Origin of the sequence: Collinsella sp. AF18-8LB, from assembly GCF_003459795.1 — a bacterium.
In the GTDB taxonomy this organism is placed as follows: Bacteria; Actinomycetota; Coriobacteriia; order Coriobacteriales; family Coriobacteriaceae; genus Collinsella.
The window spans coordinates 1-16,986 of record NZ_QRWU01000016.1; the positions used below are offsets into that span (position 1 = coordinate 1).

The following is a 16,986-nucleotide window of genomic DNA, read 5'->3' on the forward strand; positions in this document are numbered from 1 at the left end:
AGATTGATTTCCTCTCCTCCGGGTACTTAGATGTTTCAGTTCCCCGGGTTGTCCTCCCCCCGCCTATGCGTTCAGCGGGGGGATATCCACACCTCTGTGGATGGGTTCGCCCATTCGGAGACCCCCGGGTCGAAGGATGTGTGCTCCTCGCCGGGGATTATCGCAGCTTGCCGCGTCCTTCATCGGCTCCCTGTGCCAAGGCATCCGCCGTGCGCCCGTGGTATCTTGCGGGACCGCTCCCGGGCCCGCGGGATATCCACGTGTCGCTAATTAAGTTAATTAATCGATATCATGAATAGCGCTCGTATGTCGCAATTCGGGTATCTCATACCGCGGCACAGCAGTTGACTGTGCTCGCGATCAGATGCTCCTCACTCATTTGATAAGTGAATTCTTCTTGTTTGGATCGGATGAATGATTGCTATCATTCTTACGTTTAAATCGCAGAAAAGAATCGAGTCTGGAAGAGGATACTCTTCCATCTCTCTCCTATCGCTATGCGGCTCTCAAGGTACGCGGGTGCGACCCCGGGGACCGGGTGCTGCGGGGAATCATCCGTGGCGGGACATCTACCGGACGGGCTCCTGCCCCCCATTCGAGTTAAGTTGATCTCTCTAAGAATTAATCTCCCTAGAAAGGAGGTGATCCAGCCGCACCTTCCGGTACGGCTACCTTGTTACGACTTCACCCCCCTCACCCTCCACACCTTCGGCGCCTCCCCCCTCTCGGTTGGGCCGGCGACTTCGGGTGCAGACGACTCGGGTGGTGTGACGGGCGGTGTGTACAAGGCCCGGGAACGCATTCACCGCGGCATGCTGATCCGCGATTACTAGCAACTCCGACTTCATGGGGGCGGGTTGCAGCCCCCAATCCGAACTGGGGCCGGCTTTCCGGGATCCGCTCCCCCTCGCGGGGTGGCATCCCTCTGTACCGGCCATTGTAGCACGTGTGCAGCCCAGGGCATAAGGGGCATGATGACTTGACGTCGTCCCCGCCCTCCTCCGCCTTGACGGCGGCGGTCCCGCGTGGGTTCCCGGCATCACCCGATGGCAACACGCGGCGGGGGTTGCGCTCGTTGCGGGACTTAACCCAACATCTCACGACACGAGCTGACGACAGCCATGCACCACCTGTATGGGCTCCTCTCGGCCACGGGGTCTCCCCCGCTTCACCCATATGTCAAGCCCTGGTAAGGTTCTTCGCGTTGCTTCGAATTAAGCCACATGCTCCGCTGCTTGTGCGGGCCCCCGTCAATTCCTTTGAGTTTTAGCCTTGCGGCCGTACTCCCCAGGCGGGACGCTTAATGCGTTGGCTGCGGCACGGGGGGATCGCCCCCCCACACCTAGCGTCCATCGTTTACGGCTGGGACTACCAGGGTATCTAATCCTGTTCGCTCCCCCAGCTTTCGCGCCTCAGCGTCGGTCTCGGCCCAGAGGGCCGCCTTCGCCACCGGTGTTCCACCCGATATCTGCGCATTCCACCGCTACACCGGGTGTTCCACCCTCCCCTACCGGACCCAAGCCGCGGAGGTTCCGGGGGCTTCGGGGGGTTGAGCCCCCCGCTTCGACCCCCGGCCTGCCGGGCCGCCTACGCGCGCTTTACGCCCAATGAATCCGGATAACGCTCGCCCCCTACGTATTACCGCGGCTGCTGGCACGTAGTTAGCCGGGGCTTCTTCTGCAGGTACAGTCTCTTCTCTTCCCTGCTGAAAGCGGTTTACGACCCGAAGGCCTCCGTCCCGCACGCGGCGTCGCTGCGTCAGGGTTCCCCCCATTGCGCAAGATTCCCCACTGCTGCCTCCCGTAGGAGTCTGGGCCGTGTCTCAGTCCCAATCTGGCCGGTCGGTCTCTCAACCCGGCTACCCGTTGTCGGCACGGTGGGCCGTCACCCCGCCGTCTACCTGATGGGCCGCGGAGCCATCCCCTCCCGTCGGGGCTTTAGCCGGGGTGCCATGCGGCACCCCGGGGTATCCGGTATTACCCGTCCTTTCGGGCGGCTATCCCGGGGGAGGGGGCAGGTTCTCCACGTGTTACTCAGCCGTTCGCCACTCGCTTCCCTCCGGAGAGGGGTGCCGTTCGACTTGCATGTGTTAGGCGCGCCGCCAGCGTTCATCCTGAGCCAGGATCGAACTCTCCGTCCAAAATAAATGGGCCTCGAGCCCGTCCGGTCCTCACAACTTTTACGCTGATCGGTTCCGTTCGATTCATATGGTTCTGTTTGATAGGAAAAGGAATTTCTCGGGGCCGCCTCTCGGCGGCCTTGCGAAAAACAATCCAAGTCAGACCATTTCAAATGGTTCGATGTCTGCCCGGATGCGACACATCTGTTGTGTCCATCCTCGCAGTATCCGGTTCTCAAGGTGCACGCCTGGCGGCTGATCCGGTCCGACCGGGCCGCGCGGCAAGGAGATATATTGCCAGACCGGAGGGGCCCTGTGGGACGTCAATTCCACTCTTCACAAGTCCTACACAACATATTGCTTTCTATAGGTAATAGAAAGACTGGTGCGGATCTTCCGCACGTATCAGATGATGACCCTTTGGTTCAGGAATATATAGAGATCGGTCACCTGTAAGTGTTTATCTACCCGCGCTTTTAGCAATGTAAACCGCGCCTCAGATAAAAAGAGGGAGCGCCGCGCACAACGCGACACTCCCCTAGCGATTCAAGAGAATCTATTAGGCCTCGAGAGCCTTCTTGGCGATGGTAGCCAGCTCGTTGAAGGACTCGATATCCTCGTAAGCCATCTGAGCCAGGACCTTGCGGTCGAGCTCGATGCCGGCAACCTTCAGGCCGTGCATGAACTGAGAGTAAGAGATGTTGTTCAGGCGAGCAGCAGCGTTGATACGAGTGATCCAGAGAGAACGGATCTCGCGCTTCTTGTTGCGGCGATCACGATACTGATACTGCAGGGAGTGCTGGACCTGCTCTTTAGCATGCTTGTAAGTACGCGAAGCGGCACCGTAGTAACCCTTCGCACGGTGCATAACGGTACGGCGCTTCTTCTTGGCGGCAACAGCGCGCTTAATACGTGCCATGTTCTATCAACTCCTAGACGGTAAAACGAAAAACGGGAACGCGAACTTAGGCGAGACGCGACTTGATGACCTTGCGGTCGGCAGCGGCGATCTCGGTCTCCTGACGGAAGCCACGCTTACGCTTGGTGGACTTCTTGCTCAGGATGTGGCTCTTGAAAGCCTTGGCGCGCATAAGCTTGCCGGTACCAGTCTTGCGGAAACGCTTCTTGGTGCCGCTGTGGGACTTCATCTTAGGCATGAAATACTCCTTAATCGGTTACAGAACACTAGTTACTTGGTATCGCTTGCCGCTTTATCCTCATCGAAGGCGCCCTTAATCGGGGCGAGCAGCATAAGCATGTTACGGCCTTCCATCTTAGGCTTGGACTCGACCGTAGCGTAAGGCTTGAGATCCTCGGCGAGGCGCTCGAGAACGTTAAGGCCCTGCTCCGGGTGAGCCATCTCACGGCCGCGGAACATGATGGTGATCTTAACGCGTGCGCCCTTCTTGAGGAAACGCAGAACGTGGCCCTTCTTGGTCTCGTAGTCGCCAACGTCGATCTTGGGTCGGAACTTCATTTCCTTGACCTCGACCTTGGACTGGTTCTTACGAGCAGCCTTGGCCTTCATGGCCTGCTGGTACTTGAACTTACCGTAGTCCATGACCTTGCAGACCGGCGGCTCCGCGTTGGGAGCGATCTCGACCAGGTCGAGACCCTGATCGTCGGCGACGCGCTGGGCATCGCGGATGGCGAACAGGCCGAGCTGAGAGCCATCGACGCCAATCAAACGGCACGAAGATGCAGTGATCTCGTCGTTGATGCGGGTGTCATCAGACTTAGCTATTTTCCCTACCTCCATTCATAAAAAAATAACCCGGCGCTTCTCAGCAACCAGGTCGTACACATAGACTTCCTCGATTTGAGGAAGGTAATCTAAGTTGTATGACCAGTCAGCTGCTCATTGGCGCCAAAAGGTGGGAACCCTCGGGTTCCTCTTTAGGGCATTGCGGGAACAACGCCTTGCGAATAATAACACGTACAGCGCGTTATCACATTACGTACACGAAAAAGGGGCCTTGACCCCCTTGAACGCTCGCTTGCATGTATGGTGCCCGAGGCGAGACTCGAAGGGCCTTCGCTTCGCGAAGCCCCGGGCTTCGGGCGCGTGGCGCCCTCGCCACGCTCCGCTACAGACAGGCCACAGGCCTGTTTGCTTAACGCTTCGCGCGCTCACGCGAGTTCGGCACGAAAAAGGGGGCCGCAACCCCCTTGAACGCTCACTTGCATGTATGGTGCCCGAGGCGAGACTCGAACTCGCACGTTGTTGCCAACGGTGGATTTTGAGTCCACTGCGTCTGCCAATTCCGCCACTCGGGCACGCAATGCGTGAGTTAGTTTATCACAGCTTTCTACCGATTAGTCCGAAAATGGAACTTCGAGCATTTCGATGAGTTCGACCGTGCGTAGCATCTCGCGCTGACGGCATCCGCGACCGTCGACCGAAGCCTCACCCATCTGGTTATCGTAAGGGTCCTCGCGCATGCCGTCGAAAGAGGGCTCAAACTCTGCCTGGAATCGATTGTTGGCCACCATACGCCATGGGTCGAGATTGCCAAAGTAGTGACGGCGGCGCCACTCCTCCCCCATCCTGTGAGCAGAAGATCCAAATGACACGTCGGCGTTGAGCCAACCGGTCTGCAGCGTATAGAACTCTGCCCAGTCGTGCGACCCCACCGAATCGGGCGCAACGTACAGGCCGCTCTGCCAACGGGCAGGCACGCCCGCGATACGGCACATGGTGATAAACGTGAGCGCCATAACGCCGCAATCGCCGCGGAGCGAATGCGCGCAGTCATCGGCAATAGATCCCAAAAGCAAGTACGGCGGCTGATAGCGATAGTCGATATGCTGCGTCAGATAATCATAGATAGCACGAGCGCGATCGAGCGGATCCTCGAGTCCGTCAACAACACCGGCCGTCAGCTGCTGCAGATACGGCGTGAATGCAATGTGCGGACGGTCCTCGGAAATATCCTCGGGCAGAGGCGCGTCCATACGCGGATGAACCGGAAGTGTGCCACCGTAGACATCACAATAAGCAGCATCGATGTGATAACGATAAGTCACCGAGAATGAGCGCTCACTCGAAGAAGACCACGAGGCGGTACGCGCCGAAGCGTTCGCGGGAGCAACAGCACCCTCCGGCGTCATGTCGAGAATCTCGACCCGAGACTGCTGACGGCAGGCAGCCGCGACGGGAAGCCAAGCGCAAACGGTCTCCCCCTCCAGAGCGCCGGGGACAGACACGGACGCTTTAAGCGTAATGACGCGAGCCAATCCGTTTTGTGACTCCATCTCCTTGAGCATCTCGTCGCGCAGTGCTATTCCGTCCGTAGAATCGGGACGCATGCCGGGGACCTCTTTGGGATATACGCGAAGCGAATCGAGGAAGTTGTCGAGAACGAACAGCTCGCCATCGATAAAGCGCCAGTCAATACGCTTACGGTCAATCAGATCGTCAAACTGCTCCTCGGTAAACTCAGGCCACTCCTCGCGAATCATCGCAATAGCTCGATCGCGCGACACCGAAAAATGAAGCGGCGTCTCAAGCATGCGATACCGCTCGGCACGAACACAAGCAGCCAGCGAAGGCTCAGGGTTCTGCTCCAAAAGACGATCGCAGGCAGCAACAGCCTGCGTCAAACACCCGGCATCCTTAAGACGGAGAATCTCAGGCGGTAGCCCAATATCGAGATGACGGAAATCATCGTCGCAAACCTCAACAGAGCATCCAACGGGGCCCTCGGCAATAACCTTCCCGTCGGCAGGCAAAATATCAATAACAGCCATAACCACTCCCAAGTAGAACGACAACCTGAGCCCATTGTACCGACATAAAAACAAAGCCCCCAACCAAGGAGCCCTCAACACCGATAAACGGTATCAATTCAATTATCTCAGCCCTGTAACCCTGTAGCGAGTTAACGAAGGAGGCCCCGTTCGCCCGGAGCTTTTCCCATTGCGCGACTTCTGGCAAAGCCAGGTGAGCGCAAGGGAAAAGCGTAGGGCGAATGGGGCCTCCGGCGGGAAAGTTAAACCGCTACTTACGCCTTGTTGACGGAGCCAAACTCCTCCATGAGCTCCTTGGTGCGGGCAACGATGTTGTCGCGGCCAGGCTTGAGGAGCTTGCGGGGGTCGAAGCCCTTGCCCTGCTGATCCTTGCCAGCCTCGATGTACTCGCGGACGCCCTTGGCGAAGACGAGCTGCAGGTCGGTGTTGACGTTGATCTTGGAGATGCCCAGGGAGATGGCCTTCTTGATCTGATCCTCAGGGATGCCGGTGCCACCGTGCAGAACGAGGGGCAGGTCGCCGGTCTGGGCCTTGATCTCGCCCAGACGCTCGAAGGAAAGGCCAGCCCAGTCGGCGGGATAGACGCCGTGGATGTTGCCGATGCCGCAGGCGAGGAAGTCGACGCCCAGGTCAGCAATCTGCTTGCACTCAGCGGGGTCAGCGAGCTCGCCGTTGGAGGTCACGCCGTCCTCGGTGCCGCCGATACCGCCGACCTCGGCCTCGATGGACATGCCCTTGGAGTGGGCAAGCTCAACGAGCTCCTTGGTGCGGTCGAGGTTAAGCTGGAAGGTCTCCTCGTGAGAGCCGTCATACATGATGGACGTGAAGCCGGCCTCGATGCACTTGAAGCAGTCCTCGTAAGAACCGTGATCGAGGTGAAGGGCGACGGGAACGGTGACGCCCGTGGCCTCGACGGCAGCCTTGACCATGTCGGCGCAGACCTTGAAACCGCCCATCCACTTAGCGGCACCAGCGGTGCACTGAAGGATCAGCGGAGACTTGGCCTCCTCGGCGGCCTGGAGAATGGCCAGGGTCCACTCGAGGTTGTTGGTGTTGAAGGCACCGAGAGCGTACTTGCCGGCCTCGGCCTTCTTGAGCATATCTGCTGCGTTGACGAGCATAAAAGAAACCTCCTGTAAGGTTGCTCCGATAACGCCTGAGATTTTACCACGGCGTACCCGAGCATAAACGTTCGTTTGTTCACGAATATCGTCCAAACAGACTTTTTTGACCGTTTGCCCTACGGAATCGACCCGTTGGAGAAAAATAGCTTGACGTTTGGGCGCTTCTCGTGCTTTAGAAGCCGACTATTAAGCTACATCTGCATGAAAGGGTTCTGCATGAGCTCGCGTGCCATGGTGGTCGAAGCGCCATGGCCGGTTAGGCAAACGGTATCGGGCGGGAGAAGCCGGGCGAGCTTGGAGAGCGAGCGCAGAATCGCAGCCTCGTCTCCGCCGGAAAGGTCGGTACGGCCGTGGCTGCCCGGGAATAGCGTGTCGCCAACAAAGGCGATGCTTCCCTGCTCGGTGGCAGCGAACAAAACAATGCCACCCGGTGTGTGCCCGGGCGTCTCGATCACCTGCAGGCAGATATCGCCCACCTCAATAGCATCGCCCTCGGCGAGCAGGCGCGTCGGCTCCCCGGGGTCGGGCGTCTCAATGCCCCACATAGCTCGCTGTTCCTCGATATTCGCATACGGCACCGCCACATCCTTAGCACACAGCTCATACTGGCAGCCCTCGCCAACGGCGGTTCGTACGCCGGCAACACCACCAACATGATCGGCATGGCCATGAGTGCATACGGCGCCAAGCACGCGTACACCGGGATGCTCGGCTCGAATATGCTCCACCAGGCGCTCGCCTTCCCATGCGGGGTCGATAATCACGCACTCATTGTCCGAAATAACAGCATAGCTGTTGGTCTGAATGGGACCGTTTACGAGCGTCTCGATCTCGACCGATCCTTTGGGAGTTAAATCCAAGGACGCAGCGCTCATATCCCTCTCCTCTCTATAGAACTCGAGGCATCAAACGATGCCTCGAGTGTAGCGAATATCGATAATGTGGCACGTTCGTCGCGACTAAACGCGGCGCTTGAGCTGAGCTCCACCCTCGCCAGGCATCAAACGACGTGCATCGTAGACCGAGTCAACGCTGCTGATGGAGGCCAGCAGCGGATCCAGACCACTCGCGTCCGAGATCTCGACCATAAAGCGCAGGGTTGCAATACCCTCGCGGTTGGTCGACGTGGCGGCAGAAAGGATATTGCCGCCCGCATCGCCAATGGCAATGGTGACATCCTTGAGAAGGCCCATGCGGTCCAGGCACTCGACCACGATCTCAACCTGGAACAGGGTATCGGCAGCGCCGTCCCACTCCACTTCGATCATGCGCTCGGGATGCTCCATAAGACCCTTGACGTTGGGGCAATTGGCGCGATGCACCGAAACGCCACGACCGCGCGTGATGAAGCCGACGATGTCGTCGCCCGTCACCGGATTGCAGCAATGCGCCAAACGGACCAGCAGACCGCTGTTGCTCTCGCCCTTGACGATGATACCGTTGCTGGCGCTCTTGCCACGCTTTTGTGGCTTGCGGTTTGATCCGCGCGCAGGCTGCTTCACGACCTCGGCAATGGCCTCGGCCTTGGTGAGCTGCTCCTCGGGCTTGGGGTCCAAGATTTGCTCGACCTTGTTACCCACAGCGCGCGGGGCGACTTTGCCCGCACCGACGGCGGCAAACAGGTCCTCGAGCTGCTTGTAGTTAAACTGCTCCGCCACGGCGTTGAGCGCACGCGTGGATCGTGGCGTAGAGATGCCATACCCGCGCTTGCGCAGGTCCTTGGCCAGTATATCGCGGCCGGCGGCAGCGTCGTCGTCCTTGGTCGCGGCGGCAAAATAGCGGCGGATCTTTGACTTGGCGGAAGGTGTCTTAACGATCTTGAGCCAATCACGCGACGGCTTGGAACTCTTGTTGGTCAGGATTTCAACGCGGTCGCCCGTCTTGATTTCGTGCGTGAGCGGCGCCACCGCACCGTTGATCTTAGCGCCGACGCAGTGGTTGCCGACCTCGGTATGAACGGCGTAGGCAAAGTCGAGCGGTGTTGAGCCGGCGCGAAGCGCCATGACCTCGCCCTTGGGCGTAAAGACAAAAATCTCCTGGTCAAACAAGTCGACCTTCAGCGAATGCAGGTATTCCTTGGCGTCGGTGATCTCATCAGACGCAGCCCAATCGAGCGAATGTTTGAGCCAGTTAATCTGGTCGTCCAGACGCTGGGCATCATTGGTCTTTGAAGCAGACGATCCGCCCGACTTCTTATAGAGCCAGTGGGCGGCAATGCCGTACTCGGCCTGCTCGTGCATCTCGTAGGTTCGAATCTGAATCTCGAGCGGGCGGGCCGTGGGGCCGATAACCGTCGTGTGAAGCGATTGGTAGTTATTGACCTTGGGCATGGCGATATAGTCTTTAAAGCGACCGGGCATGGGGTGCCACAGCGTATGCACCGCACCGAGCGTGGAATAGCAATCGCGCACCGAATGGGTGATGACGCGCAGCGCCACCAAGTCGTAAATCTCGGAGAATTCCTTGCCCTTGCGCTTCATCTTTTGGTAAATGGACCAATAGTGCTTGGAGCGGCCGTTGATCTGGAAGCCCTCCAGGCCAATGCGGTTGAGTTCATCGGTGAGCGTCTTGATAGTCTCGGCCAGATAGCGCTCGCGAACCTCACGCGACTCTGCCACCATGCGCGCGATGCGCTGGTAGGCGTCGGGCTCCAAATAGAAGAAGGACAGATCCTCGAGCTCCCACTTAATAGAGCTCATGCCCAGGCGGTCGGCCAGGGGCGCGTACACATCCATAGTCTCGCGTGCCTTAAACAGGCGACGGTCCTCGCGCAGGGCGGCGAGCGTGCGCATATTATGCAGGCGGTCGGCGAGTTTGACGATGATGACGCGAATGTCCTTGGACATGGCAAGGAACATCTTGCGCAGCGTAAGCGCCTGCTTCTCGTCCATGCTGTCGACTTCGATGTTGGTGAGCTTGGTCACGCCGTCGACGAGCTCTGCCACGGTTTCGCCAAACAGGCCGGAAACGTCGGCAAGCGAGGTTTCGGTGTCCTCGACGGTATCGTGCAGCAACGCGGCGCACACCACATCGCAGTCCATCTTGAGATCAGCCAGAATGATGGCCACCTCGACGGGATGGTTAATGTACATCTCACCCGAGCGGCGCTTTTGGTTGCAATGCTTCTCGGCGGCAAAGCAGTAGGCCTGCTCCACCATGGAGAAGTCATCCTCATTCATATATTTGAGGCACAGACGCTCCAGCTTGTCGTAACTGTCCGCCATAATCTCGGGCGGCAGCTCATCGGCATGCTTATAGTGCTCCATCTCAGAAAAAGGCTGGAGGGTGGAATCATGGGCGGTACGGGCTGCGGCATCCATCGAGGTCCCCTTCCCCTAGGCCCGTGGTACGATCGGGCGGTTAACTTTGGCTAGCATATCAGAAGCACACGAATCGAGCGCCCAGCTCCGAAAAGCCGAGAACTCCATGCGCGAGCGCAAGCCCTCCAAATAGCGAATTGACCTGCTCAATTGCACGCGGCCAGGGTTTTCGGCCATCGCGATGCGACGGGTGTCGTCAAACCCCGAAACGCGACAGAAACCAAGCTCTTCGAAGATTCCCAGGCCGCTTTCCACCGAGCGCTCATCGACCGGCGTGCGCGCGTCGATTGCAAGGCACATCTGCGCAATGTCGATATTGCTTGCGCAGAATGAATCGTCCCCCGTCTTGCCGCGGTTGGAGCGCCACATGGTCTGCAGCGCTCGATAGAGCGTGACGAGCTCATCGCGTTCGGGCGCGTAGCAATCGAGTAGGCGCTCGTTAATACGGGCGTCACGCGACGAATAGAGCAGATGAATCACAGCGGGCTGTCCGTCACGACCGGCACGGCCGCTCATCTGGTTAAACTCAATCGCGCCAAACGGCATATGGTAGAGCACGACATGTCGGATATCGGGCAGGTTCACGCCCTCACCGAAGGCCGAGGTCGAGACGATGCAGCTGAGGCTGCCATCTCGAAACGCCTCCTCGACGCGGCGGCGATCGGAACGCGCGAGCCCGGCGTTATAGAACGCGATATGGGTCGCACAGTCTGGCACGCGCTTGCGCAGCGTCTTGGCAAGTGCCACGGACTGGTCGCGCGAATTGACGTAGATAACGGTCTTCTCCCCCGTCGCCACAATCGACACCAGGCGATTTTCGCGGCTTGCGAGGTCGCGATCGTCCTCGAGTTGCAGGTTCTCGCGCACGGTCTCGTCAACCACCGTGCTGGTAATGGGCAATACGCGAGCGAGCTCTGCCACGACCGGAGCCGTCGCGGTAGCCGTTGCCGCCATGACAACGGGATCGCCTAGCGCTTTGAGAATATCGGGCATGTCGAGGTACGCGCTCCGGTCGCCACCTTTGGCAAGACCGGCATGATGCGCCTCATCGATAACGACAAAACCGATGCGCCCCGAACGCGCAAAGCGATCGCGGTGAATGGACAGGAACTCGGGCGTCGTGAGCACGATGCCGGTGCGGCCCGAAGCCAAACCGGCAAACACGTCATCGCGCGCCGCCTCCACGGTCTCGCCGGTCAGCACGCCAACACCAATGCCAAGCGCTGCCATCGTCGAAGAAAGGTGATAGGCCTGGTCGGCAACGAGCGCACGCAGCGGATAGACAAAGATGCTCGCACGTCCGCGAAGCACCGCCTCACGCGCGGCATGTACATGGAAGATGAGAGACTTGCCGCGGCCCGTTCCCATAACGGCCAAGACGCTCTTGTGGTCGGCCAAGGCATCGAGTGCCTCAACCTGTGCGCGGTGCGGCTGGTTCGATCCGATAAAGCTGTGAATGAGCGAGCGCGTGAGCTCGGTATAGGAAAGCTGGGCAAGCGTCTCGCGCTTACGCGACTCCAGGCGCGGGCCTAAGTCCGCCGGCCGCACGCCACGACGAAGCTCGCACGCCGGATCGTCGATATTGGGCGCCGTGGTATCGCGCACCAAGACATCTTTGATCATGAGCTTGGGCTTCACGCGTCCCTGCCAATGCTCGGCCACGGCCTCGAACACCAAATCGACGGCGCTATCGCAATTGATGAGCTTATCGATCTGCGGCACGCGGAACATAATAGCCGGCACACTCGCGGCGCCATCGGTCGCCACGAAGCGCATGTGCTCGCCGGTTTTGCCCACCACGGCGCGATCGCACATTGTCACGCCCTCGGCCGCCAACAGCGGCACCTTGTTGCCCTGGCCAAACGGCTCAAGACGGGAGATCTGCTCGATGGTCTCAATATTCAGCTCGGAGAGGTCAACGGTGGCGGCAACCTCGTCAGTGTCCTCAAAGTCCTCGGCGGGAAGCTCGGACAGCACGGCGGAAAGGCGACGACGGAACTCGTCGAGCTTGGATGCCTCGATGGTCACGCCCACCGCACCGGCATGCCCGCCGCGACGAATCAGCAGGTCGGAGCAACGCTCGACGGCGTCGAACAGGTTGACCTTGCCCACCGAGCGACCCGAACCGCGAGCGATACCGTCTTCGATCGAGAACAGCAGCGCCGGCACGTGATAACGGTTGGTCAGACGGCTCGCTACGATACCCTTGACGCCCTCGTGCCAGCCCTCGCCGCCCACGACGATCGCGCGACCGCCGTCATAAGTCTCCTCGACCTTCGCCATGGCATCGCGTGTAAGCTCCGCCTCGATCTCGCGGCGTTGGCGATTGATTTCCTCGAGCTCGGCGGCAAGCGCACTCGCTTCGATGGGGTCGCGGGCAAGCAGCAGGTCGAGCGCCAGCTTGGGATCAGCCATGCGGCCGGCAGCATTCAGACGAGGGATGAGCGAAAACGACAGGCCATCGGCCGTAATGCTAGAGAGGTCGGCCTTGGCGAGCGCTGCCAGCGCGATGTAGCCGGGACGAGCCGTCACGCGCATCTGTTGGATGCCCTCGGCGACCAGTGCGCGGTTCTCGGGCGTCAGCGGCATCATGTCAGACACGGTGCCAAGCGCCGCAACCTCGATCAGCGAACGCCAATACGACGGTTTGCCCAAACGCTCGCCCAAGACTTGCACCAGCTTGAGCGCCACACCGGCACCAGCAAGCTCGCGCGAGGGGCCCTCGTTCTCAAGCTTAGGGTCGGTCAGGGGCACGCCCTGCGGCACCTGATCGGAGGGCTCGTGATGGTCCGTGACCACCAGGTCGATTCCCAGGCTCTCCAGATAGGAGACCTCCTCCTTCGCCGCGATACCGTTATCAACGGTCACGATCAGATTGGGTTGGGCGAGCTCGTTGACGCGGTCGAGCGCCGCGCGCGAAAGGCCATATCCCTCGTCAAAGCGGTGCGGGATGAATGGTGTGACATTGGCGCCAAACGTGCGCAGTGCCTCGGTCAACAGGCAGGTCGACGTAATACCGTCAACGTCAAAATCGCCAAAGACCGCGATGCGCTCGTGGTTGCGAATAGCACGCTCGACGCGGTCGGCAACGACCGACATGCCCGGGATAATAAGTGGATCGGCCCAGTCGCGATCGAGCGAAGGCGTCAAAAACAGCTGGCCTTCTTCGATGGATGTAATGCCGTGCGCAACCATAATGCGCGCCACCAACCCGGGTATGCCCAGGCCAGCCGAAAGCTCCTTTTCGAGCTCGGGGTTTTGCTGAGCGACCGCCCAGCGATGCGTCGTCTTAAGCGATGACATAGGCACCCACCCCCGATAGGGGCAGGTCGCCGCGATACCTCTCACGGTTCATAGCGATGAGTCCTCTGTGTATGCCCGCTTCGGCAGGCAGATCTGTTGAACGGATTTATTATACCGTGCAGTGCGGACGCCAATCGCCGCAGCACGCCGCGGTTTCGATAAACGATGCCGGTAATAGCCTCGAAATAATCAAGCGTTTCTGACGCACGGACGCATGCGAGCGTCTAGCATATCCATTCAAAACGGATTCACGAGCAAAGGGAGTCACAAGAGCATATGAAGCAATGGGTTGGACTGGGCAAGTTTCTCGCGGGGCACATGCAGGTCATCGTTCCGATTTGCGTGACGCTCGGCGTGCTCTTTCCCCAGCAGATCGGCGTGCTCAAGCCCATCGTTCCCGCCCTGTTTGCCTTTATGACGTTCCAAGGTGCGCTCAGCAACACCTTTCACCAGGTGGCCGAGGTGTTCCGCCGTCCACTGCACTTGATTTTGGCGCTGCTCGTCTCGGCGGTGCTTATTCCCATAGCAGCTTATGCCATGGGATCACTGTTCTTTGGTTCCAACCCCAACCTTGTCTGCGGCATCGTGCTCGAGTACAGCGTGCCCGTGGCAGTCACTGCCTTTATGTGGATTAGCATGTTCGGCGGCAACGGCCCGCTCGCGCTCACCATCATCCTGACGTCCTCGGTCATCTCACCTGTGACGATTCCGCTCACGCTGAAGCTCTTGCTGGGTGCCACCGTCTCGATCGATGTGCCGAGCATGATGCAAGACATGGCCTTTATGATCGCCATCCCCGCCGTGCTCGGCATCGTGATCAACGAGCTCACGCGTGGATGGGGACACGAGAAGCTCTCCCCCGCGCTCTCACCCGCCTGCAAGTTCATGATGATGGGCGTTATCGCGTCCAACTCCACCGCCATGAGCGAGTACGTGCTGCACATGAACGCGGTGCGCATAGAAGTCGCCCTCTTTATTTTGACCTTCGCCATCAGCGGCTTTGTCGTCGGTTTTCTGGTCGCCCGTGCACTGCATCTGCCATATAGCGAGACGACTACCATGTGCTTTACCTGCGGCATGCGCAACATCTCTTCGGGTGCCGTCATCGCCACGCAGTATTTTCCCGGCGAAGTGGTATTCCCCGTCATGTGCGGCACGCTGTTTCAGCAGGTGTTAGCCTCAATTATCGGGCACCTCTTTGAGCGCCTGACCGGCGAGGAGCGTGCCGCCCAGCGCAAGCGGGTCGAGGCCGGCCGCGATGCCATGGCACGCTAGACTGTCCGCATTACGCGGATGTTCGCCTTACGACGTGAGCGTTTCCAAATGCATGCGCAGGCGCTCAGCATCGATATCGAGCGTGGTCTCGGCATTGACCTGGGCCAGGCGATAACCGACAAAGTAGGGCGAAACCACCCAACGTGGCAGCGCCTTGGCAATGGTCCGGCCGTCCATGTGGTAGAAGAACAAGTTGTACGACTCTGCGCGACCACCGTGGTGCTCGTTCAGGATATAGCGAAGAGCCACCTGGATTGCGTCGGCAAACAGGTCAGCTTCGGCTAGGTCGCGGGCGTCGTCGCTGGCGGCGATTCCCTGTGGAGCCGAAACGTTGATCTCAAAGAAGCCCATAATCGGCTCGGTTGAAATGCTGATCGCGACCCTCCCCCGCTGCCAGACATCAATGCCTTCGAAGTTGGCTGGTGTCAGCGCCGCATAGCCGTCTTCCTGTTCCAAACCCACACTCTGCATATGCGGATGAACCAGACTGCCGCCCGAAAGCGGGCCCTTGTTCTTGTACATGAGCACACTGCGGTACTGTTGGGAATCAATCATCTGCTGCCAACAGCCCAGGGCAAACCGCATCACATGATGCAGGTCGTCCGGCGCATAGGTCACCAGGTCGGCGTCGTGGTCGGACGACTCAATCAATACGGTCTGGCGAGTGGCCCGCAAGGTCTTAAACTTATTCTCGAGCCAGATGCAGTCACCATCACGCTGGATGATGTTGGTGAGCCCCTCCGTGTTGCAAAAGGGACACGCGGTACCGGGGCGACGGTTGTCATCGGGTTTGCCGCTCGCCTGCTGAACATCGAATACAAGTGCCACGGGCTACACCTCCAGCGGTACGATCCTTGTGCCATGGAGCTCGGACACGCCCAATGCCGCCGCGACCGCGTCACGATTTGCCGTAGTGATGCCGCCGCCAGGAAGGATGGTCAAACGATCGCCCGCATACTCGATTAAACGAGCCAGGTGGTCGAAGTTGTCCTCAATCGGCGCGCCGGCCGCGCCGCCATGCGTCAGGATGCGCGTAACGCCGCAGTCGGCAAGTGCATCAATCGCATCAAGCTGAGCCTCGGGCGAGAGCTGGTCAAAGGCCATGTGAAAGGTGATGTCGATGGGCTCACGCTTACATTCCTCGGTCGCGCAGCCCGTAGCCATCACAAGGGCGCCAAGCGTAAGTTCATCGAGCGCCCATCCGCCAGCGCAGGGCTTGCAGCAGCCAAAGACCAAGCCGTCAACGCCCGCACTCACAGCAAGGCCCAGGTCCATCTCCATCATACGCAACTCGTCCTGGTTGTAATAAAAGTCGCCGCCACGCGGGCGGACCATGCACATCACCCGCGCATCGTGCTCGTGAGCATAGCTGACCGTAGCGCTGATAACGCCGGCCGAGGGCGTGGTACCACCGACGGCGAGGTTGTCGCACAGCTCGATGCGCTTTGCACCGGCGTCGATAGCCGCCGGCACCCGCTCAAAGTTCTCGGCACAAAACTCGTACAGCATAGATAGACCCCCAAAGACAGCAGATGTTTTCCGACGGGCATTGTCGCACGCCCCCATGAAGTTGCGGTGGAATAGGGACTCTTTTGGCCTCTGAGACTCCCATTTAGTCCCTATTCCACCGCAGCATAAAGGGAGTAGTCGTTGGGGACGCTCTTAAACGACTAGTCATTCAAGAACGTCCCCAACGACTACAAGGAGTGTCCCCAGATGCCGGCAGAGACGATATGAGCAGGACATAAAACATTGGGAGCCCCCGGCATGAAAGTCCGCGGATCAGGCCGACAATGGTGAGTGTCTAATCCAGCCGTGGCGGCCGCGCCGCATTCATGGAAGGGGCTCCCATGCTCGATACTACCACCTTCGTCGGCCTCGACGTCCACGCCCGCTCGATAAAGGCCGTCTCCCTCGACGTCATGACCGGGGAGGTGCGCTGCGCGACCTTCGGCTACGACGCCGGGGCCGTCGCGGCGTGGGTCCGGTCCGTGGACCCCAGGGCCAGGTGCGTGTACGAGTCCGGGGTCACGGGGTTCGACCTGCAGAAGAGGCTCTCCGGCCTGGGGGTCGACTGCGTGGTCGGCGCCGTCTC

At 59.6% G+C, this 16,986-nt stretch carries 11 protein-coding genes, 1 tRNA gene, 2 rRNA genes and 1 pseudogene; 2 read left to right on the plus strand and 13 right to left on the minus strand.

The genetic code is table 11. The annotated features are described in order from the left end of the window. The 11 genes from DWX25_RS09570 to recJ all read right to left on the minus strand — a co-directional run. Positions 1–231: ribosomal RNA gene (locus DWX25_RS09570) — 23S ribosomal RNA — on the minus strand; the annotation flags it as partial. A 403-nt stretch (positions 232–634) separates the two neighbouring features. Then, positions 635–2,140 (minus strand): 16S ribosomal RNA (locus DWX25_RS09195). Between the two features lie 538 nt (positions 2,141–2,678). Next, positions 2,679–3,038 (minus strand): 50S ribosomal protein L20, encoded by a 360-nt coding sequence (gene rplT / locus DWX25_RS09200; protein WP_117799416.1) that lies wholly within the window; start codon positions 3,036–3,038, stop codon positions 2,679–2,681. Between the two features lie 46 nt (positions 3,039–3,084). Beyond that, positions 3,085–3,276: a 50S ribosomal protein L35 gene (rpmI, locus tag DWX25_RS09205; RefSeq protein WP_006234422.1), complete on the minus strand. Its 192-nt coding sequence runs from the start codon at positions 3,274–3,276 to the stop codon at positions 3,085–3,087. Between the two features lie 32 nt (positions 3,277–3,308). Continuing rightward, a complete protein-coding gene (gene infC, locus DWX25_RS09210; RefSeq protein ID WP_006234423.1) occupies positions 3,309–3,878 on the minus strand; it encodes a translation initiation factor IF-3 in 570 nt (189 codons plus the stop codon). A gap of 431 nt (positions 3,879–4,309) precedes the next feature. Continuing rightward, positions 4,310–4,396 (minus strand) — tRNA-Leu (locus DWX25_RS09215). A gap of 39 nt (positions 4,397–4,435) precedes the next feature. Further along, positions 4,436–5,869: a transglutaminase-like domain-containing protein gene (locus DWX25_RS09220; protein ID WP_117799413.1), complete on the minus strand. Its 1,434-nt coding sequence runs from the start codon at positions 5,867–5,869 to the stop codon at positions 4,436–4,438. Positions 5,870–6,123: 254 nt separating this feature from the next. Beyond that, positions 6,124–6,990, minus strand: coding sequence for a class II fructose-1,6-bisphosphate aldolase (fba, locus tag DWX25_RS09225; protein WP_006234429.1), 867 nt, complete (start codon positions 6,988–6,990; stop codon positions 6,124–6,126). Positions 6,991–7,184: 194 nt separating this feature from the next. Then, positions 7,185–7,868, minus strand: a complete 684-nt coding sequence (locus DWX25_RS09230; RefSeq protein ID WP_117799411.1) for an MBL fold metallo-hydrolase — start codon at positions 7,866–7,868, stop codon at positions 7,185–7,187. An 84-nt stretch (positions 7,869–7,952) separates the two neighbouring features. Then, entirely contained in the window at positions 7,953–10,313 is a 2,361-nt protein-coding gene (locus DWX25_RS09235; RefSeq protein WP_117794327.1) for a bifunctional (p)ppGpp synthetase/guanosine-3',5'-bis(diphosphate) 3'-pyrophosphohydrolase, read from the minus strand. A 15-nt stretch (positions 10,314–10,328) separates the two neighbouring features. After that, the gene (gene recJ / locus DWX25_RS09240) at positions 10,329–13,616 is read right to left on the minus strand and encodes a single-stranded-DNA-specific exonuclease RecJ (protein WP_117799409.1); all 3,288 of its coding nucleotides are present in this window, start codon (positions 13,614–13,616) and stop codon (positions 10,329–10,331) included. A 276-nt stretch (positions 13,617–13,892) separates the two neighbouring features. Between recJ and DWX25_RS09245 the strand changes: the two genes are divergently transcribed. Next, positions 13,893–14,891 carry a bile acid:sodium symporter family protein gene (locus DWX25_RS09245; protein WP_117799407.1) on the plus strand — a complete coding sequence of 333 codons (999 nt, stop codon included), beginning with the start codon at positions 13,893–13,895 and terminating at the stop codon, positions 14,889–14,891. A gap of 27 nt (positions 14,892–14,918) precedes the next feature. Here DWX25_RS09245 and DWX25_RS09250 read toward each other — a convergent pair whose 3' ends face one another. Together DWX25_RS09250 and DWX25_RS09255 are read right to left on the minus strand one after the other, a co-directional pair. Further along, positions 14,919–15,719 (minus strand): DUF4931 domain-containing protein, encoded by an 801-nt coding sequence (locus tag DWX25_RS09250; RefSeq protein ID WP_117799405.1) that lies wholly within the window; start codon positions 15,717–15,719, stop codon positions 14,919–14,921. A gap of 3 nt (positions 15,720–15,722) precedes the next feature. Next, a complete protein-coding gene (locus DWX25_RS09255) occupies positions 15,723–16,400 on the minus strand; it encodes a copper homeostasis protein CutC (RefSeq protein ID WP_117799403.1) in 678 nt (225 codons plus the stop codon). A gap of 341 nt (positions 16,401–16,741) precedes the next feature. Between DWX25_RS09255 and DWX25_RS09260 the strand changes: the two are divergent. Next, a pseudogene (locus tag DWX25_RS09260) lies at positions 16,742–16,986 on the plus strand (IS110 family transposase); the annotation flags it as partial.

Coding starts and splice junctions, on each gene's coding strand:
- rplT (WP_117799416.1), bottom strand. CDS start 3,038: ATGGCACGTATTAAGCGCGCTGTTGCCGCCAAGAAGAAGCGCCGTACC.
- rpmI (WP_006234422.1), bottom strand. CDS start 3,276: ATGCCTAAGATGAAGTCCCACAGCGGCACCAAGAAGCGTTTCCGCAAG.
- infC (WP_006234423.1), bottom strand. CDS start 3,878: ATGGAGGTAGGGAAAATAGCTAAGTCTGATGACACCCGCATCAACGAC.
- DWX25_RS09220 (WP_117799413.1), bottom strand. CDS start 5,869: ATGGCTGTTATTGATATTTTGCCTGCCGACGGGAAGGTTATTGCCGAG.
- fba (WP_006234429.1), bottom strand. CDS start 6,990: ATGCTCGTCAACGCAGCAGATATGCTCAAGAAGGCCGAGGCCGGCAAG.
- DWX25_RS09230 (WP_117799411.1), bottom strand. CDS start 7,868: ATGAGCGCTGCGTCCTTGGATTTAACTCCCAAAGGATCGGTCGAGATC.
- DWX25_RS09235 (WP_117794327.1), bottom strand. CDS start 10,313: ATGGATGCCGCAGCCCGTACCGCCCATGATTCCACCCTCCAGCCTTTT.
- recJ (WP_117799409.1), bottom strand. CDS start 13,616: ATGTCATCGCTTAAGACGACGCATCGCTGGGCGGTCGCTCAGCAAAAC.
- DWX25_RS09245 (WP_117799407.1), top strand. CDS start 13,893: ATGAAGCAATGGGTTGGACTGGGCAAGTTTCTCGCGGGGCACATGCAG.
- DWX25_RS09255 (WP_117799403.1), bottom strand. CDS start 16,400: ATGCTGTACGAGTTTTGTGCCGAGAACTTTGAGCGGGTGCCGGCGGCT.